The sequence below is a fragment of the Enterococcus sp. UD-01 genome (assembly GCF_044909655.1).
Lineage (GTDB): Bacteria > Bacillota > Bacilli > Lactobacillales > Enterococcaceae > Enterococcus_L.
On sequence record NZ_JBIYEU010000001.1, the window covers coordinates 223,387 to 247,164 of the forward strand.

The window sequence follows — 23,778 nt, forward strand, 5'->3', positions numbered from 1 at the left end:
TGACGAAAATGAAGAAAACAATATTGATTGTCGGTTTAGGGTTGATTGGAAGTTCGTTAGCTTTATGTATCAAGCGAGCGCATCCGCAGGTTAAAATTATTGGATTGGATCAGCAAAAATCCTCAGAAGATTTCGCTTTGAAACGAAATCTTATTGATGAAAAAGCAGAAAGCTTGGAGCAGGCGGCCGTAAAAGCTGATGTGATTTTGCTGTCTTCTCCAGTGAAAAGTCTGATTCAACAGCTACATACATTGAGTCGATTGTCTTTAAAAGAAACGGTGGTAATTTCAGATGTGGGCAGCACCAAACTGGAAGTTGTGACTACGGCTGCTCAGCTAGGTTTAACGAATTTTATCGGCGGACATCCAATGGCAGGGTCTCACAAATCTGGTGTTACTGCTGCAGATGAGAATTTGTTTGAAAATGCATATTACATCTTGACGCCAAATCAGGTTAAACAAGAGCTGGTGGCAGCAATGAAGGAACTGCTGAAAGGGACTCGAGCAAAATTTGTTGTCTTATCTGCTGAAGAGCATGATCAAATTACAGGAATGCTTAGTCATTTGCCTCATATTATTGCAGCTGGCTTGGTTAATCAAAGTAAGGTATTCAATGAGAACTATCCAAGATCCAGACAGCTGGCAGCCGGCGGGTTTCGCGATATTACGCGAATCGCTTCTTCTGATCCGCAAATGTGGACGGATATTCTGTTAAGCAATAAAGAAGTCCTTTTAGCATTGCTTCATTCGTGGCAAGCAGAAATGCAGCAAGTTGCTGAATGGTTGAAAACTGAAGATCAAGCAGCAATTCACCAATTTTTTTATGCAGCGAAAGAAACGAGAAACCAAATGCCTGTTCACAAGGAAGGCGCAATCCCGGCCTTTTATGATCTCTTTATCGATGTACCGGACCAACCAGGTGTAATCGCTGAAGTAACCGGACTTTTGGGCAAGGCGGAGGTTTCATTGACGAACGTTAAAATTTTAGAAACGCGGGAAGATATTCAAGGGATTTTACAATTGAGCTTTAAACGTCAACGCGACATGGAAAAAGCCAAGCAACAAATTGAAGAGCAGACCAGCTACGTTTGTTACGAAAAATAAAGAGATAAAAAGAGGAGTGATCTTTTGGAGTTAGTGAGCAATAAAACGGCGTTGAATGGAATCATCAATGTACCGAGTGACAAATCAATTTCACATCGCAGTATCATGTTTGGTGCAATTGCTGAAGGAACGACCACGATTAAGAATTTTTTGCGCGGCGACGATTGTTTAAGCACATTAAAAGCTTTTCAGGACTTAGGCGTGAAAATTGAAGATGACGGTACGGTTATTACCGTATACGGCAATGGCTTTTCAGGCTTACAGCCAGCCAATGAAGCATTAAATGTAGGTAATTCCGGTACTACGATTCGTTTGATTATGGGTATTCTAGCAGGACGTCCGTTTACAACAAAATTATTTGGCGACCATTCTATCGCTAAGCGTCCGATGAATCGGGTAATGCTACCCTTAAACAGTATGGGGGCTGTTTGTCAAGGCCATGATCACACGGAATTTCCGCCTTTAACGATAACTGGTACGGAGAAGCTACAGCCGATCGCCTATGAAATGCCTGTGGCTAGTGCCCAAGTGAAGTCAGCGATTTTGTTTGCGGCGATGCAAGCTCACGGCGAATCAGTCATTATTGAAAAAGAAAAAACCCGCGACCATACAGAAGATATGATTCGTCAATTTGGCGGAACCATTGACGTTTTTGGAAAAGAAATCCGCATTCAAGGCCCACAAACCTTTATTGGTCAAGAAATCACTGTTCCCGGAGACATTTCCTCTGCTGCGTTTTTCCTTGTAGCCGGATTGATTACTCCCAATAGCAATATTCAATTAAAGAACGTTGGGTTGAATCCAACCAGAACAGGCATTATTGATGTAATTGAACAAATGGGCGGCACGATTACCGTGGAAGAAACAGCGCATGCCGACAACAAGGCCGGAACGCTCACTGTAACGACCAGTCAGTTAAATGGAATTGAAATCGGTGGCGAGATTATTCCAAGATTAATTGATGAACTGCCAATCATCGCGCTATTGGCGACACAAGCCGAAGGTACGACAATTATTCGCGATGCCGAAGAATTAAAAGTCAAAGAAACAAATCGAATTGACGCGGTAGCGAAAGAACTAAATAAAATGGGCGCCAACATCGAACCAACTGAGGATGGTTTAATCATTCATGGTAAAACACCTTTACATGGTGCTAAAGTGACCAGCTATGGTGATCACCGTATCGGTATGATGCTGCAAATTGCCGCACTATTAGTTAAAGAAGGTACAGTTGAATTAGAAAAAGCCGAAGCTATTTCAGTATCTTATCCAAGTTTTTTCACTGATTTAAACAAATTATATCAATAAATGGAGGAAGTAAGTATGAAGGGAATTATTTTGATTGGCTTTATGGGAGCGGGGAAAACCACGGTAGGAAAGCTTCTATCTAAAGAAACAGGCATGGAACATATTGACTTTGATGACAAAATTGTCGAAGAAATCGGAATGACGATTCAGGAATATTTTGATCGTTACGGCGAAGAAGCGTTTAGAGAAAGAGAAACAAATGTTTTAAAACGCTACTTAAACCATAATCAAGTCGTTTCAACTGGCGGTGGGATTGTTATGCGGTCTGAAAACCGAGAATTATTAAAGCAAATGGCGCCGGTGATTTATCTTAAAACCAAACCGGAAGTTTTTATTCCTCGCCTGAAGCACGACCACGTAACCGTTAGACCACTGGTTGTTTCTAAGTCGCCGGAAGAAATAAAACAGGTATTTGAACCGCGCATTCCCTTTTATGAAGAAAGTGCTAGTTTAGTTGTTGAAACAGATGAACGTACACCAGAAGAGATTGTGCGCGAAATTTTAAAGAATATTTAGGTAGGTGAGCAAATGAAAGTCGGTTTTTTAGGACCAGAAGCATCTTTTACCCATACTGCCACCAGAACAGCCTTTCCCGGAGAAGATTTAGTGCCGTATCATTCGATTCCAGCCTGTATCAAAGCAGTAGAATTTGGCGAAGTTGATTTAGGGGTTGTCCCAATTGAAAATACGATTGAAGGGTCGGTAAATACCACTGTTGATTACTTGTTTCATCAAACCACAATTCCCGTTGGCGCGGAAGTCGTCTTACCTATTTTTCAACAATTAATGGTGGCAAAGGAAAATCAAGCGAATTGGCAAGCAATAACAAAAATATTATCTCATCCGCAGGCATTGGCTCAATCACAGGAATTTATTCGTACAAATTTCCCGCATGTTGAGTTAGAAGCAACCCCTTCAACCGCTTATGCAGCGAATTTTGTTGCGGAGCATCCCGAAATGTGTATTGCCGCGATTGCGCCAAGATTATCTGCACAGCGTTATCAGCTAGAAATCGTGAGTCAAAATATTCAGGATTTGACAATCAATCAAACCCGCTTTTGGGTCATCGGTGCTGAAAATGTGCCTTTAGCATTACCAGCTGAGGAGCACAAAATGACGATTGCGATTACTATGCCGAATAATATGCCTGGTGCACTGCATAAGGCGTTGTCTGTGTTTAGCTGGCGGGAAATCGATTTAAGTAAGATTGAATCTCGGCCATTGAAGACTACCTTAGGGGAATACTTTTTCTTGGTCGATTTGAACGCTGAAAAACCGCAGGAATTAATAGAAAATGCGATTGAAGAGCTACATTTAATGGGCGGCTCAGTCAAAATATTTGGTAATTATACCGTTTATCCAATTAATGGAATATAAAGATCTGAAAAGGTCTTTTTATTTTTTGTTAAATTTTTCTTATTTGTGTTGGGCTTTTTATATAAAATAGGGTATCCTTATAATTGATGTTAATTGAAATGAGGTGGCGTAATGAGCCGAGTAGACCGCTATAAGCATATTCATGAAAATGCAGATGCAGCTGATAAAGAAAAAAGAGGATTCAATCCCAGAAAAGAAAAAAATACGAATCAAAGACAGAGCTATTATAATGAGCAGCAACAAATGGACGATTCACAGAAATCTGAACACAGGTATCAGGGGCCTGTCCCGGATTCCAACCAGTCCCAGAATAAAAAAGTAAAAAAAGCGAAAAAACCGAAAAAGAAAAAAAGATTCAAATGGCTGAAGAGACTATTCATTTTGCTTCTTTTATTAATTGTTGTGGCCGTAGGCTTCTTTTTTAAAGGAAAATCATACGCAGAAAATGATAAATCCTTACCAAAAGAAGAGGTAGAAACATTTAATGGTGTGAAAAGCGATAATGGCGCCAACAATATTCTCATTTTAGGAAGCGATACAAGGGGAGAAGATGCTGGGCGCGCAGACACAATTATGGTCTTACAATTAGATGGACCATCGAAAAAGCCTAAATTAATTTCATTTATGCGGGATACGTTTGTTGATATTCCAGGCTATGATGCCAATAAAATCAATGCTTCCTATGCATTAGGCGGCGCTGATCTTGTACGCCAAACCTTAGCTGAAAACTTCAATATTCAGTGTAAGTATTACGCAAAAGTTGATTTTCAGTCATTTGAAAAGATTGCAGATGCCATGTTTCCAAAAGGGATCAAAATCGATGCTGAAAAAGATATCAACTTAGACGGTGTAGATATCGCTCAGGGAAAACAAACGATGGACGGTCATACCTTACTGCAGTACGCACGCTTCAGAATGGACGAAGAAGGCGATTTTGGCCGCGTACGTCGTCAGCAACAAGTAATGAAAGCTGTTATGGGGCAATTGAAAAATCCGTTTACTTTGTTGCGTACGCCTGAATCTTTAGGACGCTTAGTCGGCTATATGTCAACAGATGTTCCGACGAGTTTTATGGTAAAAAATGGCCCGTCACTTGTTTTTAAAGCCGGTAGCGGAATTGATAGTTTAACCGTCCCAGTGAAAGATTCTTGGACCAATGCTAGCTATGATTATGCTGGTAGTGTGTTGGAAATTGATACGGAAACAAACAAAGCAGCGATCCAAAGTTTCCTTGATCAATAAGAACGTATTTAATTCTCCAATGTTTTATGCTATATTTATAGTGCCGTGTAAAATTAGTGAAACGAGGTTACAAAATGAAGATCGCTATTGTGACAGATAGTACAGCATATTTACCCGAACGAATCAAAGGTTCGCCCAATTTGTTCGTTATTCCCATTCCGGTGATTCTGGATGGAAAAATATATAATGAAGGCATCGATATCGAAGCAGATGAATATTATAGTTTATTAAATCAAAGCAATGAGTTCCCGACTACTTCTCAGCCGGCACCAGGAGAAGTGCTTGAATTATATAAATCAATTGCCGCTAAAGGCTATGATACGATCATTTCCATTCATCTTTCTTCCGGTATCTCCGGTTTTGTTAATACATTATTTTCACTCACCGATTCTGTCAATGGAGTAACGATCTATCCTTATGATTCTAAGATTACGAGTGTGCCGATGGGGCATATGGTAGAGGCCGCTTTGGATTTAACTCAGCAAAATGCCAGTTTAGAAGAAATTTTTGCAAAATTAGATATTATTCGTGATAATACGTATGCCTATTTAATTGTTGATGATTTGAATAATTTGGTTCGTGGAGGCCGCTTAACCAATGGAGCTGCACTGATTGGTGGTTTACTAAAAATCAAACCAATCTTAACTTTTGAAGACGGTAAAATTGTTTTATTTGAAAAGATCCGTTCCAATAAAAAGGCCTTTGCCCGCGCAGAAGAAATCATTGGAAAACGCGACAAAGAAATAGGTCGTCCCGTTAAATTTTATGTGATTCATGCAAATAATCTAGCTGTAGCTGAAGAAGAAAAAGCGAAATTACAAGCACAATATCCAAATGCAATTATTGAAATAGGTCATTTTGGCCCAGTTATTGGCACTCATTTAGGCGAAAAGGCGATTGGTATTGCAATTTCTGCTCAATAATTTCAGTAAGGAAGGAGTTGATCTTAAAGACTCCTCCTTTTTTTAATTCATTCTTTAGGCTGATGTTCTTTTAAATAAATTTCTGTTATAATAGCCAAAAATGAACTAGCGTAAATGAAATTATATGATACAATATCAACTAAACCACTCTTATTTCTCGAAAATAGGCATTCAATTATTATTTCTTTTTGAAAGTAGAGTATACTTAATAAAAAGGAGGACGAGTGGATGAAATTAGCTGAAGGTCGACTGCAGCAGGAAAAGATGAAGCAAGTTCAACTACTCGCAGCATATTATCAAGTCGTTAATCGCTTGCCTTTAGGTGATAGAAGGGACCAGATGATACGTGATATCTTAGCTTGTAAGGATAAAATAAAAAAAATTAATCAACAATTAACAGCATTAAATAAACAAGACTAAACCGATCCATTACTTTTACTGAAGATTTTTCATAAAGGAGACGCTATCCAATTTGATAATTGATTTTTTTACACTGTTACTTATGGTTTTTGTGGTTCTTTTGTACGTGTATTTGTTCCTGGTACGGAAAAGCATTATCATTAAAAGTAAACGAAGACCTGTTACCTTTGTGGTGATCTTCTTATGGAGTTTATTTTTACTTTTGTTTGTGGTACTATCAGTGCAGGATATAATTCAAAGAGTACGTAGCTTGCTTGCAGTCCTCGTTTTATTAAGTTTTCTTTTGGACGCCAAAGGCTTTTCAGAAGATCGATTAATTCTCGGACCCTTTGATAATAAAGGGATTCTGTATCAGGATATTGATAAAATTGCGGTCCTATTAAAAAAAGATGAGCTCCGCTTAAATTATTTCAAAAACGATCGGCGCGGCAAACTCTTGACGTTTACCATTCCTTTAGAGGAACTACTGGCGTTTTTGGCACCGCGTTTAAATGAAGAGGCAAAAATCGAGATTTTAGTTGATGAAGAATAGTTAAATCTACCCACACTTACTTTTTAGAAATGAGCAGATTTGATGGAAAGTCAAATGGCTCATTTTTTGCTTATAAATTATTAAGAATTGAAGGTTCGCGTGAAAGATAGTAGGTATATCCAAGAGTATTTGCTATAATGTGTCAGAGAAATTCTGAAAGGAAGTATTGTTGTGAATAAAGAGATAGATCAGCGGATTGCGGAGTTAAAAGAAAAGTACAAAACATTGCCGCCTGAAAAGAAAGCTGCTTGGGAACGACACATCAAAAGAAGAAGCTTCTTAGATTATAAAAAAATTGAACTAATTAAATCTGATTTATTACGTTTGGAAGCTCGGAGAGCCCAATTGGAGCTATGTGATAAGAATAAAGATTTAAAGCTGATCGAGAAAAAGATCAACTGCAAAAAAGAAAAATTACTGCGTTATCTAGGGAAACAAATAAACCTGTAACTTAAAAGGGGGATACGAGGTGGAATTTGTTCATTTAATTATTGTCTTTACACTGGCAATCACATTTTCTAATGTGTTTAATCGTATCTTCCCCATTATCCCGCTGCCGATTGTTCAAATCATTGTCGGTGTATTAATAGGTATTACGGAGATGGGGCAGGAAATATCGTTTGAACCAGAAATATTTTTAGTAATGATTATTGCGCCGTTGCTGTTTCGTGAAGGCGAACGCAATGATACAGCGTCTACAATGAAAAACTTTTCCGTTATTTTATTTTTAGCCTTTATCGGGGTGTTGATTACTCTCGTTACTGTTGGTTGGACTTTACATATGATTATTCCGGCATTGCCGATTGCAGCTTGCTTTGCCTTAGGCTCCGCACTGGGACCCACCGATGCGGTAGCAGTGGGTTCTTTGTCCGGTAAAATTCGAATTCCGGCAAAAGCCATGCATATTTTAGAAGGGGAAGGTTTGATTAATGATGCTTCCGGCGTTACCGCCTTCCAATTTGCTTTAGCCGCTTTGTTAACGGGAAAATTTTCGGCTACTGATGCCGGCATTTCCTTGATCTTTTCAAGTATTGGCGGTGCCATCGTTGGTGCAGTCTTAGTAATGATCAAACGCCAGGTGGTTATGATTTTAGAAAAGGCGTCTGCACGTGATGTGACAGGCTATCTGTTATTAGAATTGTTGTTGCCGTTTTTAGCTTATATGCTGGCAGAGCTATTTCATGTTTCCGGCATTATTGCGGCTGTTGTAGCAGGTGTTATGCAGGCAGCTGGTTTTAAAAAGATCTCTTTGTTTGAAGCAGAATTATCCAGTGTTTCAGAAAGCACCTGGAGTACGGTGACATTCATGCTAAATGCTTTGGTTTTTCTGTTTTTAGGAATAGAATTATCGCAGGTTTTTTCATCTGTCTGGAATAGTCAAACCTATTCAAATAGTTTTTTACTTTTAGTCATTTTGTTGCTTAGTGCGACGCTGTTTATTGCACGCTTTTTCTCTATTTTAGTCATTTATAGTGTGAAAAACGGGATAAAAAATGTCTGGAACTCTATGAATGAAATGCTGATTTTGACCTTCGGTGGAGTAAAAGGAACTGTCAGTTTGGCTACGATTTTTATTTTGCCTTTGACAGTCAACGGCGAGCCGTTTCCAGAGCGCTCTCTTTTGTTATTTATTACAGCCTGTGTGATTTTAGTCACCTTGCTGGGTGGCATCGTCGTCTTACCATTTTTGACGGAAACGGATGAAGTTGAAATCGATAATTCTACTGTAATTTCTTTGTTAAATGAAGTGATTGAAAAGTTAAAAAGAATTAATGAAGAAGATCCGCAAGTCGAAATGAACGTGGTGATTGAAAACTATCAGGATCGTGTGAAAGAGCTGTATACCGATCAGTTACCTTCCGATCAAAAACAAGAAGTTCAAGAGTTGAGAGCGTTGATTGTTTCCATTGAACGAGATGGACTGGAAGAAAGCTTTCGTCAAAAGGAAATCGGTATTGAAGGGTATCGTCTGTATGAGCGGCTGATATCCAGAATGGAACGCTCTATTGCGAGACAATTGCTTTCCATTATCGGTTTTTGGTTGCTTTTTGCTCGGCGTATCATTGCCTTTTTTGTGCATTTTAAAAGCTTTTTTGGTGAAAAAGATGAAGAAGGCTTACGCGAGTATCGTAAGGAAGAATTTGAAAATGTGCGGCAGGTATTCATCCAAAATACAGAAGTTGTTTTAAAAAGTTTGGATAATTTAACGGGGGTTTATGATGAAGCAATCATTCGTTTCTTCATTGATTCACGCTTACAGCTGGCGCAGCGTTTGGAAGACGGCACATTTATTGACTCTTTCATTGTTCGTTCGCAATCGAATTATACAAAGGAGCTGCTGATTGGCTATCAGGTCGAGCGTGAAATGATTGACGAATTTGAATTATCGGAAATAATTACTTCCTTAGAAGCAAACGAATATCGTAAAAACGTGAATCTTTTAGAATCATACTCAATTAATGATATTTCGAATGCGGTACCATTGACTAAACTTACAAAAGAATGGAAAAAAAGAAGCTAAGCAAGAAAACGAGCTTCTTTTTTTTGCTATTTTTTGTTACAATAAGCAGGATGAAAAGGGCGTGAATAAATGAAAGAATTAAAAGTCAACGAACTGACTAAAACATATGGTGAAAAAACATTATTCGATCAAATTTCTTTTCATATCCATGAGAAAGATCGCATTGGTTTAATCGGCACCAATGGAACCGGAAAAACCAGCTTACTAAATATTTTAGCTGGTCGCGACAGCGGAGACGGGGACGGCACTGCGGTTTCACAGCCGAATGATTATCAGATTGGCTATCTTTCTCAAGATCAAGAATTCGATCCGGAATTAACTGTTGTTGAAGCCGTTTTTCAAGGAGATACGCCAATTATACAAGCGGTGAAAAACTATGAGTTAGCTTTGCTGGCTTTAGCTGCTGACGGCAGTAACGAAATAAATCAAAAGCGCTACGCTCAAGCAGAAGAGCGCATGAACAAAGAAGATGCCTGGACTGCAGACACAGATGCTAAAATCATTTTACAAAAATTAGGGATTGCCACACTGCATAAAAAAATTGGTGATCTTTCTGGCGGACAAAAAAAGCGTGTCAGCTTAGCGCAGGTCTTGATTGAATCGCCGGACCTTTTACTGCTTGATGAACCGACCAACCATCTGGATTATGAAGCAATCAGCTGGTTGGAAAGCTTTTTAAATAGTTATCGTGGCGCTATTTTGATGGTAACCCACGACCGTTACTTTTTAGATCGGGTAACGAATCGCATTTTTGAATTAGCCTTTGGCAAGCTGCACGAGTACAAAGGCAATTATGAGATGTATGTTTTAGCCAAGGCAGAGCGTGAACGTGTAGAAGTAGAGCAGGAAACGAAACGCAAACAATTATATAAGCAAGAACTAGAATGGATGCGGGCAGGTGTTCAGGCTAGAGGAACCAAGCAGCAGGCGCGCCAGGATCGTTTTCATGATTTAAAGGAAAATCTTTATCAAGTGAATCAAAAAAGTCAGCTGGAAATTGACATTGCTTCCAAGCGCTTAGGAAAAAAAGTGTTGGAGCTTAAAGATGCAAATTTTCGCATTGATGATAAAGTTATTTTAAATGATTTTCACTTACTGATTCAAGCCCAGGAACGTTTAGGGATTACTGGGAAAAACGGTGCCGGCAAATCAACCTTACTGAATATTTTAGCTGGACGTTTGTCTTTGGATAGTGGTGTATATACTATTGGCGAAACTGTGCGTTTAGCTTATTATACACAGCAAAATGAAGCAATGGATCCAAATAAACGCATGATTGCTTATCTGCAGGAAGCAGCAGAACAAGTAAAACGGACAGACGGTACCACAATTGGCGTGGCCGAATTGCTTGAACGCTTTTTATTTCCTCGTTTTATGCATGGTACTCTTATCGGCAAGCTCTCTGGCGGCGAAAAACGGCGCTTGTATCTGTTAAAGCTATTAATTGAACAGCCTAATGTGTTGCTGCTAGATGAGCCGACAAATGATTTGGATATTGATACATTAACGATTTTAGAAGACTATATTCGCACCTTTCAAGGAGCAGTGATCGCTGTATCTCATGATCGCTATTTCCTTGATAAAACGATGGACAAGCTATTAGTTTTTCAAGGTGCAGGCAAGATTACTGCTTTTTATGGATCAATGAGTGATTATTTGACCAGCTCAAAACCTGAAACAGAAAAAAAGGACAGCAAATCCGAACCAAAAACCTCCCCAGAGCCTGAGAAAAAAGTAAAAATTAAATTAACTTACATGGAACAAAAGGAATGGGAAACGATTGAAGCTGAAATCAGCGAGCTGGAAGAAAAGAGTGCTCAGTTAACAGAAGAGATGAATCATCAGGGTGACGACTTTACCAAGCTTCAAGAGCTTCAAAAGCAACTAACACTTACTGAGGAAATGCTGGAAGAAAAAATAGAGCGCTGGGAATATTTAAGCGAATACGCAGACGATTAGGAGGCAATGTTTATGGAAGAAGCATATTTAGAATTAGGCCGTAAAATTTTGACTGAAGGTCATTTAAAAGAGGATCGTACAGGCACAGGTACGAAAAGTATTTTTGGTTACCAAATGCGGTTTGATTTGGCGGAAGGATTTCCATTATTAACGACAAAGCGAGTACCGTTCGGCTTAATTAAAAGTGAGCTGCTTTGGTTTTTAAAAGGAGATACCAATATCCGCTATCTATTACAGCATAATAATCATATTTGGGATGAATGGGCATTTGAACGATATATTAAAAGTGCTGATTATCAAGGACCAGATATGACTGATTTTGGTCGCCGCGTGCTGGTGGATGAGGAATTTAAAGAAAGCTATGAGCATGAACATAAAAAGTTCTGTGATGCGATTCTGAATGACGAGGCTTTTGCAGCAAAATATGGCGAATTAGGTAATATTTACGGGGCGCAGTGGCGCCATTGGGAAACCAAGGACGGCAGCTTTATTGATCAACTGCAGAATGTCATAGAGATGATCAAAAAAACACCGGATTCACGTCGTTTAATCGTATCAGCTTGGAATCCCGAAGATGTGCCATCAATGGCTTTACCTCCTTGTCATACGATGTTCCAATTCTATGTGAATGACGGCAAATTGAGTTGTCAGCTGTATCAGCGCAGCGGCGATGTTTTTCTTGGCGTGCCGTTCAACATTGCTAGCTATGCCTTATTGACTCATTTAATTGCCCATGAAACTGGCTTGCAGGTTGGGGAATTTGTTCATACTTTAGGCGATGCACATTTATATATGAATCATGTAGAGCAAATGGAAGAGCAACTATCACGTGATATCCGCTCATTTCCTACTTTAACTTTAAATCAGGAAAAGCAGTCTGTTTTTGATTTTGAGATGGAAGATATTGTGATCGAAGGCTATGATCCGCATCCAGCTATAAAAGCACCGATTGCCGTTTAAATTGAAAGGAGTCGCTTATGTTAGCAGCTATTTGGGCGCAAGATGAAGAAGGAACCATTGGGAATAACAATCAGTTGCCTTGGTATTTACCAAATGATTTAAAATTTTTCAAACAAATGACCGAAAATAATACGATCGTAATGGGCAGAAAGACCTTTGAAGGAATGGGCGGCAGACCGCTACCTAATCGAAAAACAATTGTCTTAACTCGTGATCAACACTATACGGCTGAAGGTGTCGTAATCATGCATACGCTGGAGGAGATTCTAGCCTACGCCGAAGAGTTTACCGGCATTACCTTTATTGCGGGAGGTTCATTAATTTATGAGGAATTCCTTCCTTATTGTGATGTGCTGTATCGTACTTTGATTCATCATACGTTTGCCGGAGATACCAAATTCCCTAAAGTGGCTTGGGAGAACTGGACACTGATCAATCTCAGTGAAGGGGAGCAAGATGAAAAAAATACGTATGCGTATCAATTTGAAACCTACCAGCGAAAGATTACTGTAGAAGAACAATAGCAGGAGGCCTTTTTATGAAAATGGATATTTCTGGGCTGAAACTGAATTATGAAATTGTTGGACAGGGGAAACCACTAGTGTGTTTGCACGGCTTTGGTGTAGATCATCGTTTGATGTCCGCTTGTCTGGAGCCCAGCTTTTTTGAACAGAGCGGCTTCCAACGAATTTACGTAGATTTACCCGGAATGGGTCAGTCTACAAGTAGGACGGATCTTTGTGCAGATAAAATGATCGAAATTCTTCAAGCCTTTTTAAGAGAAGTCATTGGTACTACGAGCTATTCCTTAGTTGGAGAATCTTATGGCGGCTATTTGTCATTAGGTTTAGCGATGCAAGAAACTGATTGTATAGCCGGACTTTATCTGCTGTGTCCTTGTACGATTAGCAGACAGGCTGACAGAACACTTCCGCCCAAAGAACAACTCATTGTCTCTGATAAACTACAAGTATCAGCTTCTCAATGGGCTGACTATCAGAATTTTCTTCAGACTGCAGTGTTTGCAACAAGGGAAACCTGGGAGAACTATCAAAAAGCTATTTTACCCGGTATAAAATCAGTGGATCCAAAATTTTTATCTACGTATCAGTCAAAGGGTTACTCTTTCTCTAATGAAAAGCAGCTGCTTAATTTCTCATTAGATGTTCCAGTCAGCATTATTACAGGGAAACAAGATGATATTGTCGGTTATGCGGATGCCTTTCGTTTCATGAAGCAGTTTCATCGAGCCAGCTTCGCCGTTGTTGATGGTGCAGGGCATAATCTGCAAATAGAACAACCAGAAATTTTTCAACAAAACTTTATCGAATGGCTGAAAAAAATCTAATCATAAAAAGACCTTCCTTAAATTCATTCGCTAAAATGAGTTTAAGGAAGGTCTTTTTTTCTGAATGAGTACAATTAAATATGATTGCGGTACAAGCCAACAACTTTGCCTAATATACTTACATTATTCAAAATAATAGGTTCTAAAGCATCATTTTCAGGCTGTAGTCGGATATAGTCGCTTTCTTTAAAGAAACGTTTGCAGGTGGCTTCATCTTCGTCCGTCATAGCAATCACTATATCGCCGTTAGAAGCGGCACTTTGTTTGCGGACAATCACTTGATCACCGTCTAGAATCCCCGCATTAATCATACTTTCGCCTCGAATCGTCAGCATAAACAAAGAGTTTTCTTCAGACTGCAAGTCTGGTGGCAACGGGAAGAAATCCGAAGCTTCTTCAACAGCTAAAATTGGTTCACCAGCTGTAACGACCCCTAACATAGGGATCACAGTCGGACGTACGCCGATCTTTTCAAGTCCTTCAGGTGTTAGTTCAATGGCTCTAGGTTTTGTTGGGTCACGTAGAATGAGTCCTTTTTTCTCGAGACGAGCTAAATGTCCGTGAACGGTGGAAGTAGAGGAAAGATCCACTGCTTTTCCAATTTCCCGAACGGTCGGAGGATAGCCCTTAAGCTCTACTTGTTCATATATATATCTTAATACTTCGATTTGTCTAGTATCTGTACGCTTCACCAAAGCTCGCACCTTCTTTCAATTAATATATTCAGTGTACCATACAATTAAGCAGGAATCAAACAAGCGTTCGTGTTTTTTTGTCTTGAAACAAATTTGGGCGATGTATACAAAAGAGAACTGAAATTCCATTAAGAATATAGTTGTCTTTTTCCTATTCATCTTATAAGATAGACATGGAAGCAAACAAAAAAGACGTTTAAAAACGGACCTTTTAAAGGAGCGCTGATATATGTTATCATCAGAAAAAATGAGTCGTATCAATGAACTGGCTAAAAAAGCCAAGGAATCAGGATTATCTGATCAAGAAAAAGCGGAACAACAGAGATTGCGTCAAGAATATTTAGCTGCTTTTCGCGGTGGCATGAGACACCACATTGAAGGAATGAAAGTAGTTGATCCTAAAGGGAATGATGTGACACCAGATAAATTAAAGAAAATTCAAAAAGAAAAAGGCTTACACAACCGCAAATAATTTTAGTTGTTTTTACTAAAAGTAATTGCTTTCATAAACGATATGCGTTAAAATAAAGATAATAAAGGTAAAAAAAACCTAAATAGGAGATGATTTTTTTGTTCGATAACACTGATCAGTTAGGCGTTAATACCATTCGTACATTAAGTATTGATGCGATTCAAAAGGCGAATTCTGGACATCCCGGATTACCAATGGGAGCTGCTCCAATGGCATATGCTCTTTGGACAAAATATTTAAAGGTAAATCCTAAAACCTCTACCAACTGGGTAGATCGGGATCGTTTTATTCTTTCAGCAGGTCATGGCTCAGCAATGCTTTACAGTTTACTTCATTTATCGGGCTATAATGTTACGATCGATGATTTAAAGAGCTTCCGTCAATGGGACAGCAAAACTCCTGGACATCCTGAAGTTCATCATACAGATGGTGTGGAAGCAACAACGGGTCCATTAGGACAAGGAATCGCGATGGCTGTAGGTATGGCCATGGCTGAAGCCCATACAGCTGCAACCTATAACCGCGACAGCTTCCCTGTTATCGACCATTTTACTTACGCTTTATGTGGTGACGGCGATTTGATGGAAGGTGTTTCACAAGAAGCAAGTTCTATGGCCGGACATATGAAGCTTGGTAAACTGATCGTGTTATATGATTCAAATGATATCTCTTTGGACGGACCAACGTCAAAAGCATTTACTGAAAATGTTGGGGCGCGCTATGAAGCTTACGGCTGGCAACACATTTTAGTCAAAGACGGCAACGATTTAGAAGAAATCTCTCAAGCAATCGAAGCAGCAAAAGCAGAAACTGAAAAACCTACTTTAATCGAAGTGAAAACAGTGATCGGTTATGGTGCACCAAAAGAAGGCACTTCTTCTGTTCATGGCGCTCCAATTGGTGCAGATGGTATTACTGCGGCAAAAACTGTTTATGGCTGGGAATATCCAGATTTTACTGTGCCGGATGAAGTTGCTGCTCGCTTTAAAGAAACGATGATTGAAGAAGGCGAACAAGCAGAAAATAAATGGAACGAAATGTTCAAAAACTACGAACATGCACATCCTGAATTGGCTAAACAATTTAAGCAAGCTTTTGCAGACGAACTTCCTGAAAACTGGGATGCAGAATTACCAGTCTATGAAGTAGGTTCAAGTGCAGCAAGTCGTGTCACTAGTAAAGAAACCATTCAAGCTATTTCTAAGGCTGTACCAAGCTTCTGGGGTGGTTCTGCCGACTTATCTGCATCGAACAATACAATGGTAGCTGCTGAACAGGATTTTGAACCTGGCAATTATGCAGGTCGCAATATTTGGTTTGGCGTTCGTGAATTTGCCATGGCTGCAGCAATGAACGGTATTCAGCTTCACGGCGGAAGTCGGATTTACGGCGGAACTTTCTTCGTCTTTACAGACTACCTACGTCCAGCTGTTCGCTTGGCAGCTATTCAAAATACACCCGTAACCTATGTACTAACGCATGATTCGGTTGCAGTTGGTGAAGATGGTCCAACGCATGAACCAATTGAACAATTGGCAAGTATTCGCTGCATGCCGGGTGTACAAGTGATTCGTCCAGCTGACGGTAATGAAACCGTAGCGGCTTGGAAGATTGCAATGACAACTAAAGATGCTCCGACAGTCTTAGTATTAAGCCGTCAAAACCTGCCAGTAATTGAAGGCACCAAAGAAAAAGCGAGTGAGCTAGTTCAAAAAGGTGCTTACGTAATTTCACCTCAAAAAGGCGAACAACCGGAAGGAATTTTGATTGCTACAGGCTCAGAAGTTAATTTGGCAGTTCAAGCTCAAAAAGAATTAGCTGCTCAAGGCAAAGATGTATCTGTTGTATCAATGCCAAGCTTTGATTTATTTGAAAAACAATCAGCTGATTATAAAGAATCAGTTTTACCAAAAGCTGTAACAAAACGTGTAGCAATTGAAGCTGCTTCTCCATTTGGTTGGGAAAGATATATCGGAACCGAAGGAACAACTGTTACGATCGACCACTTTGGCGCATCAGCACCAGGCGATTTAATTCTAAAAGAATTTGGTTTTACTGTTGAAAACGTTGTAGCCAAATATACAAGTTTATAAAAAATAGAAAAGGAGATCCCTAATTTTAGCGGATTTCCTTTTTTATATAGTAAATAATCGGTGTAACGCTTTTGACATAATTGAAACAAATGAGACTATTTCATCGTATATCATAAAAATATTGAATAAATAGTAATTAAAGCCAAATTTGTAAAAAAATACAAATATATAAATACCTATAAGTAATTTTAATAATACATTTTAGATTATATTAAATAAAACAAACATTTCATAGGAGTTACGAGGGCTTTAAATTATAAATTTTTAAGTCTAAATAATTGTGATTCTTGATTAAACTCAGTAAAATTTGCTTATGAGTTTGATTGAGGAGGAACAAAAATGGAAGAAAGATTGACTAGAAGCAGTAGGCATGCAGTGAATAAAACTGTTCATTTCAGTAATAAAAAATTGGCAGCACTTATGGGCGCATCTTTTGTTTTTCTACCTATCGCTGGAAGTGTTCTACCAACGAATGCTCAAGCGGAAGTAGCAAATAGCGGGGCAGAAGCGCAACAAGCATTTATTGATTCAATTGGTTATTCTGCTGCCTCCGTGGCAAATGAAAATGATTTGTATGCTTCTGTAATGATTGCACAAGCATTGCTTGAAAGTAGTTATGGAACATCTGGTCTGGCTGCCGCTCCCAACTATAATTTATTTGGTGTTAAAGGAAGCTATGCGGGGCAAACTGTCTATATGCCCACATCAGAATATTTAAATGGGGAATGGGTGACATTGAACGAACCATTTAGAAGTTATTCTTCTTACGCAGAATCATTTCAGGATCACGCCAACGTGATTCGGACCACATTAAATTCCAGCGGTGATTACCATTATTCCGGTGTTTGGAAAAGCAATACCACTAGTTATACCGAAGCGACTGCTGCTTTAGCAGGGCGTTACGCTACAGATCCGAATTACGCAGAAAAATTAAATTCTTTAATTGCAACTTATAATTTAACGGCTTACGATTGGGGAACCAGCGGAATCGGGGAACCAGCAGCTGTTGAAGCTTCAGACCAAACGATTGGTCAAAGTACAGCATCAGCTACTGGCCAAACATACAAAGTCGTTTCCGGAGATAGCTTATGGTCTATTGCTGAAAGTAATGGACTTTCAGTAGATCAACTGATGGCATTGAATGGTTTATCCGCTGAATTGATTACTGTAGGACAGGTTTTACAAGTAGGATAAAAGTAGTTATCTATTAAAAAAGCAGAGGCAAAACTTACATATAGTTTTGCCTCTGCCTTTTTTTAACGTTTGCCTGATCGTAATTCAGCTAAACGTCGTTCTCTGTTTTTTGTTAAATCCTTAATACGCGGCCGTGGTAAAATAGCTTCGTCTGCAACATTGGTTTCCTTAGTGTAAGTAGCTGGATCCTTTTCATCAAATTGTTGCAGGTATTCAATGACTTCCCGTACAATTTGAGTCGGAGTTGAGGCTCCGGCAGTGACAGCTATTTGGTTGACGCCTTTGAGCCACTCAGGGTTTATTTGTGAGACATCCGCCACGCGATAGGCCAGAACGTGCGCCTGCTCAATTGAAACCTGTGCTAAACGATTGCTGTTATTACTTTTAGGGTCACCGACTACAATGGTTAAGTCACAACCTTGTGCTTGCTCAACAACAGCTTCCTGACGGATCTGAGTCGCTTTGCAGATATCCTTATGTATAACAACATGGGGATATTTTTTTTGAATAAGCGCCATCAAATCACTGACATCCCATTGACTCATGGTTGTTTGATTCGTTACAAAGATCTTTTCAGCGGACAATGTAAGCTGTTCGACATCTTCAGCAGTGGCAACTAAAGACACATGTTCAGGTGCCACACCGACAGCTCCTTCTGGCTCCGGATGATTTTTTTTGCCGATATAAATCACTTTGTAACCTTCGTTGACTTTCTCTTTAATTAATTCATGTGTAATCGTAACATCCGGGCAGGTAGCATCAATTACCGTTAAACCCTTTTCGATTGCTAAAGCCTTTACTTTGGGAGAAGTTCCATGTGCAGTGAAAATAACAGTTCCTTGATTTATCTGAGCCAAAATTTCTTCTCGATTTGCACCATCCAAGGTATGAATACCAATACTCTCAAAGGCATCCGTTACATGCTTATTATGAACGATCATTCCTAAAATATAGATCGGTCTGGGTAATGTTTCGTCGAGAGAAGCATTTCTGGCAATAACCATTGCATCCACGACACCATAGCAATAACCTCGGGGGCTAATATTTACAATCCTCATCTATAAATAACTCCTGTGAATTCAATTTAGTAACGTCTTAACTATACACCACTTTTATTAAATTTGTTTAAAAAGTCCGTATCAATTACTTTACAATAGCAAAAAGGTAGCCGTACAATTAAATATAAGCTATTATTAAGAAAAAGAACAGACGGAGGGCACGATCATGACACAAATTTTTAATTCAGTAACAGAACTAATTGGAAGAACACCTATAGTGAAGCTGGCAAACTTGGCCCCTGACAATGCTGCTGATGTGTATGTTAAACTTGAATTTTTTAATCCCGGCGGCAGTGTAAAAGATCGGATTGCTCTAAGTATGGTTGAAGCAGCGGAAAAAGCGGGTAAACTAAAAACAGGTGATACCATTGTTGAACCGACAAGCGGAAACACCGGTATTGGGCTGGCGATGGTCGGTGCAGCGAAGGGGTACCGTGTTGTGATTATCATGCCTGATACAATGAGTATTGAGCGTAGAAAATTAATGCAGGCGTATGGTGCAGAGCTATTATTAACACCCGGTGCCGAAGGAATGAAAGGGGCCATTGCTAAAGCGACTGAATTAGCTGAACAAGATGGCTACTTTATGCCCATGCAATTTGAAAATCCGGCAAACGCGCAAATTCACGAGAAAACGACAGCAAAGGAAATTCAAGATGTCTTTGCGGCATCTGGCTTAGATGCATTCGTGGCCGGAGTCGGAACTGGCGGAACCATTACCGGTGTTGGTAAAGAATTAAAACGTGTCTATCCGAATATTTCTATTGTAGCAGTTGAGCCGACAGAATCTCCTGTTTTAGAAGGAGGAAACCCTGGTCCGCATAAAATTCAAGGAATTGGTGCTGGTTTCATACCAAAAGTACTGGATACGACAATCTATGAAAAAGTGATCGCCGTTCCTAGCGAAGATGCCATTGAAACGGCACGTAAATTAGGCACGCAAGAAGGTATTTTAGCTGGTATTTCTGCGGGAGCAGCAGTATCTGCTGCACTTAAAGTTGCAGCAGATTTAGGCCCCGGTAAAAAAGTGTTGGCGATTGTTCCTGATAATGGGGAAAGATATCTTTCTACTGTTCTTTACGACTTTCCGGAAGTTTAAGCAAGTTATGAGGAGAAGAACAGCTGTTTTTCTCCTTCTAATAAATAATTATTCCAAAAAAGAAGTCAAAAAGAAAAAATAATCAAAAGGAATGCGTATATTTTGTGCTTTATTATGCAAATGTTGTTGTCAAGTCAGCCCAGACATAGTATTATTTAAGAGAAAGAATGGGAGGGAGAACCAAATGGATAATATATTGGTAAAGAATGCACTTGAAAAACTAAAAGAAGCCAATATTCGTATTACTCCTCAAAGATACGCTATTTTAGAATATCTTATTGAGAATCACAGCCATCCGACCGCTGATGAAATTTATCGTTCTTTGGAAGATCGTTTCCCTAATATGAGTGTAGCGACTGTTTATAATAATTTACGCTTATTTACAGAAATTGGATTTGTTCAAGAGATGAGTTATGGTGATGCTTCGAGCCGTTTTGACTTTAGTTCAAAAAAACATTACCATGCGATTTGTCAAAACTGCGGCAAAATTGTTGATTTTCACTATCCAGGACTTGAAGATGTTGAAATGGCTGCCAGTAAATTGACCGGCTTTGAAATTAACGAACATCGATTAGAGCTGTACGGATTGTGTCCAGAATGTCAAAATTTAGAAAAAAGCGAGTTGGAGTAATGAAATCGATACATACCGATAATGCACCTAAAGCGATCGGTCCTTATGTTCAAGGCAATATTGTGAACGGTTTATTATTTGCCTCTGGCCAAGTACCACTGGATCCGTCAACCGGTGAAGTGGTAGGAACCACGATTACAGAACAGACCAAGCGTGTGTTAGAAAACATAGCTGCTATTTTAAAAGAAGCAGGAACTGATTTCAATCATGTTGTAAAAACCACTTGTTTTTTGAAAAACATGAATGACTTTCAAGAATTTAATCAAGTCTACGGAGAAGCTTTTACGGAGCAGTTACCCGCACGTTCAGCAGTAGAGGTGGCTCGTTTACCGAAAGACGTTCTTGTAGAAATCGAGATTATTGCTGAAGTTATTCAGTAATCCAGATAATTTCACAAGCTAAGAGATGATGAATCTCTTAGCTTTTTTTCTTTTTTAGCAGTATTTATGACTAATTTTAATCTGATTAATATAAAAATTTCGTTAAAATTCAAAGAGTTTGTGAAAAAATAGGCTTAGGATTCACAAGCAAAGAACTCGAACCTACGCTATTATTTTGTTATATTTGCCATAGACCAGTAGCGTTAGGAAACTATTGGTGAATAATTTTTCAAGAATGAGGGGAGTCACAATATGAAAGTTATAGTCGTAGGATGTACACACGCTGGAACTTCAGCTGTCAAAAGTATTTTAACGAATCACCCGGAGGCAGAGGTTACTGTTTTTGAAAGAAATGACAATGTTTCGTTTCTTTCTTGCGGAATCGCTCTATACGTAGGCGGTGTTGTGAAAGATGCAGCCGGCTTGTTTTACTCTAATCCCGAGGAACTTGCTTCTTTAGGTGCAACTGTTAAAATGGAACATGAGGTTGAGTCAATTGACGTTGAAAATAAAACTGTTACAGCCAAAGATCTGAAATCCGGATCAGAAGAAACAGTTTCTTATGATAAATTAGTAATGACAACAGGTTCATGGCCGATTATTCCGCCAATTCCGGGAATTGAAGCAAAAAATATTCTTTTATGTAAAAACTACAATCAAGCCAATGTTATTATTGAACGTGCCAAAGAAGCTAAAAGAGTGGTCGTTGTAGGCGGCGGTTATATTGGTATTGAACTAGTGGAAGCCTTTGTAGAATCAGGCAAAGAAGTAACCTTAATTGACGGACTGGATCGCATTTTGAATAAATATTTGGATAAACCTTTTACCGATATTTTAGAAAAAGAATTAGTGGATCGTGGCGTCACTTTAGCACTCGGTGAAAACGTCAAAGAATTTCAGGCTGACGCTGACGGACAAGTGAATAAAGTGATTACTCCAAGTCAAGAATTTGAAGCAGATTTAGTTATTATGTGTGTTGGTTTCAGTCCAAGCACTTCATTACTTAAGGATAAAGTAGAAATGCTACCAAATGGTGCGATTATTGTTGACGAATACATGAAAACCAGCAACCCGGATATTTTGGCTGCAGGTGATAGTGCAGTAGTTCACTACAATCCGAGCAGTACAACAAATTATATTCCTTTGGCAACCAACGCTGTTCGTCAAGGACTGCTGGTAGGATATAATATCGCTGAAAACACGTTAGCTTATCGTGGCACGCAAGGAACATCCGGCTTATATTTATTTGGTTGGAAAATCGGCTCTACCGGGGTAACTTTGGAGAGTGCAAAGATGAACGGATTGGATGTTGAAGCAACTGTATTTGAAGATAATTATCGTCCAGAGTTCATGCCTACAACTGAAAAGGTATATATGGAATTAGTTTATGAAAAAGGAACGAACCGAATTGTTGGCGGACAATTGATGTCTAAATACGATATTACGCAATCGGCTAACACGTTGTCATTAGCTGTACAGAATAAAATGACTGTAGAAGATCTAGCTATATCTGACTTTTTCTTCCAGCCTCATTTCGACCGTCCATGGAACTATTTGAATTTATTAGCACAAGCAGCATTAAAAGATATAACAAATAAATAAAATATTTCAAAACAAGATTGTTTCCAACAAGAGGCAATCTTGTTTTAATTACATAAGTGGATTGGTTGCCTTTTTGAGCAAATTTTGAGAAGCTATAAGTGAGTGAGGTGAATTTATGTGGGAAGAAATAACAAAGAATTAGTATTGCGTTCCTTTTATGCTTTGGCAGGGGTCGCTATTTTAGCGTTTGGCGCGGCTTTGCTGCGGGTTGGACAGGTTGGTTTAGATCCTTACACAGCAGCGAATATAGGCATTGGCGAGACACTTGGATTGTCCTTGGGCGTGTATCAGTTAATAGTGAACATTGTCATACTGATTCTAGTTTTCATTTTTGAAAAGAAATATATCGGCATTGGTACAATTATTAACATGGTTCTTACCGGCTTTTTTATTGATTTTTATACAGGATTATTCGATGCTTTCTTTACGACGAAAATGACTATCATTTTGCAGGTCGTCTTTTTGATTGTAGGAATCATTATATTTACGTTCGGTGCTTCCTTTTATATGTCGGCAAAATTAGGGAACGCTCCGTATGATGCCATTGCTCCGATAATCGTTGATTATACGAAGAGTCAGTATAGGATCATCCGGATTGCTCAGGATATCTTTTTTGTGGTTCTAGCTTTTGTTTTTGGCGGCCCTGTTGGTGTTGGTACAGTAATTAACGCCTTCTTTACAGGACCGTTGATTGATTTCTGGAATAACAACGTGAGTGAGCCTTTGATTGATAAAGGGGTTCAAAAGATTAAAAAAGCTGCATAGTTCTTGAATCTGTAACTAATAAGTATACGAAAAACCTTTAGATTAAACGTGTAATTTAAGTTTAATCTAAAGGTTTTTATTTTGCTCGCTAACGAT

Annotated in this window: 24 protein-coding genes; 22 read left to right on the top strand and 2 right to left on the bottom strand. The window is 39.1% G+C overall.

What is annotated here, in order from left to right; translation table 11 throughout:
- Positions 1–8 precede the first annotated feature (8 nt).
- From ABH902_RS01180 to ABH902_RS01245, 14 genes are all read left to right on the top strand, one after another.
- The gene (locus ABH902_RS01180) at positions 9–1,103 is read left to right on the top strand and encodes a prephenate dehydrogenase (protein ID WP_404588697.1); all 1,095 of its coding nucleotides are present in this window, start codon (positions 9–11) and stop codon (positions 1,101–1,103) included.
- A 24-nt stretch (positions 1,104–1,127) separates the two neighbouring features.
- Positions 1,128–2,411, top strand: a complete 1,284-nt coding sequence (aroA, locus tag ABH902_RS01185; RefSeq protein ID WP_404588698.1) for a 3-phosphoshikimate 1-carboxyvinyltransferase — start codon at positions 1,128–1,130, stop codon at positions 2,409–2,411.
- A 15-nt stretch (positions 2,412–2,426) separates the two neighbouring features.
- On the top strand, positions 2,427–2,927 hold the full coding sequence (locus ABH902_RS01190) for a shikimate kinase (protein ID WP_404588699.1): 501 nt from the start codon (positions 2,427–2,429) through the stop codon (positions 2,925–2,927).
- Positions 2,928–2,939: 12 nt separating this feature from the next.
- A complete protein-coding gene (gene pheA, locus ABH902_RS01195; protein WP_404588700.1) occupies positions 2,940–3,788 on the top strand; it encodes a prephenate dehydratase in 849 nt (282 codons plus the stop codon).
- Between the two features lie 111 nt (positions 3,789–3,899).
- The gene (locus ABH902_RS01200) at positions 3,900–5,030 is read left to right on the top strand and encodes an LCP family protein (protein ID WP_404588701.1); all 1,131 of its coding nucleotides are present in this window, start codon (positions 3,900–3,902) and stop codon (positions 5,028–5,030) included.
- 74 nt (positions 5,031–5,104) lie between these two features.
- Entirely contained in the window at positions 5,105–5,953 is an 849-nt protein-coding gene (locus tag ABH902_RS01205; RefSeq protein WP_404588702.1) for a DegV family protein, read from the top strand.
- Positions 5,954–6,181: 228 nt separating this feature from the next.
- Entirely contained in the window at positions 6,182–6,373 is a 192-nt protein-coding gene (locus ABH902_RS01210) for a hypothetical protein (RefSeq protein WP_404588703.1), read from the top strand.
- 220 nt (positions 6,374–6,593) lie between these two features.
- Positions 6,594–6,905: a hypothetical protein gene (locus ABH902_RS01215; protein ID WP_404588704.1), complete on the top strand. Its 312-nt coding sequence runs from the start codon at positions 6,594–6,596 to the stop codon at positions 6,903–6,905.
- Between the two features lie 171 nt (positions 6,906–7,076).
- Positions 7,077–7,355, top strand: coding sequence for a hypothetical protein (locus tag ABH902_RS01220; RefSeq protein WP_404588705.1), 279 nt, complete (start codon positions 7,077–7,079; stop codon positions 7,353–7,355).
- A gap of 19 nt (positions 7,356–7,374) precedes the next feature.
- Entirely contained in the window at positions 7,375–9,426 is a 2,052-nt protein-coding gene (locus ABH902_RS01225; protein WP_404588706.1) for a cation:proton antiporter, read from the top strand.
- A 69-nt stretch (positions 9,427–9,495) separates the two neighbouring features.
- Complete coding sequence (locus ABH902_RS01230; protein WP_404588707.1) at positions 9,496–11,385, top strand: ABC-F family ATP-binding cassette domain-containing protein; 1,890 nt, start codon at positions 9,496–9,498, stop codon at positions 11,383–11,385.
- 12 nt (positions 11,386–11,397) lie between these two features.
- Positions 11,398–12,345: a thymidylate synthase gene (locus ABH902_RS01235; RefSeq protein WP_404588708.1), complete on the top strand. Its 948-nt coding sequence runs from the start codon at positions 11,398–11,400 to the stop codon at positions 12,343–12,345.
- Positions 12,346–12,362: 17 nt separating this feature from the next.
- Positions 12,363–12,869 (top strand): dihydrofolate reductase, encoded by a 507-nt coding sequence (locus tag ABH902_RS01240; protein ID WP_404588709.1) that lies wholly within the window; start codon positions 12,363–12,365, stop codon positions 12,867–12,869.
- A gap of 14 nt (positions 12,870–12,883) precedes the next feature.
- On the top strand, positions 12,884–13,693 hold the full coding sequence (locus tag ABH902_RS01245) for an alpha/beta fold hydrolase (RefSeq protein WP_404588710.1): 810 nt from the start codon (positions 12,884–12,886) through the stop codon (positions 13,691–13,693).
- A gap of 74 nt (positions 13,694–13,767) precedes the next feature.
- Here the strand turns inward: ABH902_RS01245 and lexA are convergent, their stop codons facing one another.
- Positions 13,768–14,397 (bottom strand): transcriptional repressor LexA, encoded by a 630-nt coding sequence (gene lexA, locus ABH902_RS01250; RefSeq protein WP_404588711.1) that lies wholly within the window; start codon positions 14,395–14,397, stop codon positions 13,768–13,770.
- 220 nt (positions 14,398–14,617) lie between these two features.
- On the opposite strand from lexA, the gene ABH902_RS01255 reads away from it, so the two are divergent.
- The 3 genes from ABH902_RS01255 to ABH902_RS01265 all read left to right on the top strand — a co-directional run bounded on the left by ABH902_RS01255 (position 14,618) and on the right by ABH902_RS01265 (position 18,147).
- Complete coding sequence (locus ABH902_RS01255) at positions 14,618–14,860, top strand: DUF896 family protein (RefSeq protein ID WP_404588712.1); 243 nt, start codon at positions 14,618–14,620, stop codon at positions 14,858–14,860.
- Positions 14,861–14,958: 98 nt separating this feature from the next.
- Entirely contained in the window at positions 14,959–16,953 is a 1,995-nt protein-coding gene (gene tkt / locus ABH902_RS01260) for a transketolase (protein WP_404588713.1), read from the top strand.
- A 339-nt stretch (positions 16,954–17,292) separates the two neighbouring features.
- On the top strand, positions 17,293–18,147 hold the full coding sequence (locus ABH902_RS01265) for a glucosaminidase domain-containing protein (protein ID WP_404588714.1): 855 nt from the start codon (positions 17,293–17,295) through the stop codon (positions 18,145–18,147).
- Positions 18,148–18,209: 62 nt separating this feature from the next.
- On the opposite strand, the gene ABH902_RS01270 is transcribed toward ABH902_RS01265, so the two are convergent.
- The gene (locus ABH902_RS01270) at positions 18,210–19,205 is read right to left on the bottom strand and encodes a 4-hydroxy-3-methylbut-2-enyl diphosphate reductase (protein WP_404588715.1); all 996 of its coding nucleotides are present in this window, start codon (positions 19,203–19,205) and stop codon (positions 18,210–18,212) included.
- A gap of 166 nt (positions 19,206–19,371) precedes the next feature.
- Between ABH902_RS01270 and cysK the strand changes: the two genes are divergently transcribed.
- From cysK to ABH902_RS01295, 5 genes are all read left to right on the top strand, one after another.
- A complete protein-coding gene (gene cysK / locus ABH902_RS01275; protein WP_404588716.1) occupies positions 19,372–20,304 on the top strand; it encodes a cysteine synthase A in 933 nt (310 codons plus the stop codon).
- A gap of 184 nt (positions 20,305–20,488) precedes the next feature.
- Positions 20,489–20,935, top strand: a complete 447-nt coding sequence (perR, locus tag ABH902_RS01280) for a peroxide-responsive transcriptional repressor PerR (RefSeq protein WP_404588717.1) — start codon at positions 20,489–20,491, stop codon at positions 20,933–20,935.
- On the top strand, positions 20,935–21,315 hold the full coding sequence (locus ABH902_RS01285; protein WP_404588718.1) for a RidA family protein: 381 nt from the start codon (positions 20,935–20,937) through the stop codon (positions 21,313–21,315). The genes perR and ABH902_RS01285 overlap by 1 nt, the downstream gene beginning before the upstream one ends.
- Positions 21,316–21,567: 252 nt before the next feature.
- Positions 21,568–22,917: an NADH oxidase gene (locus ABH902_RS01290; protein WP_404588719.1), complete on the top strand. Its 1,350-nt coding sequence runs from the start codon at positions 21,568–21,570 to the stop codon at positions 22,915–22,917.
- A 117-nt stretch (positions 22,918–23,034) separates the two neighbouring features.
- Positions 23,035–23,682, top strand: coding sequence for a YitT family protein (locus ABH902_RS01295; protein ID WP_404588720.1), 648 nt, complete (start codon positions 23,035–23,037; stop codon positions 23,680–23,682).
- Positions 23,683–23,778: the final 96 nt, after the last annotated feature.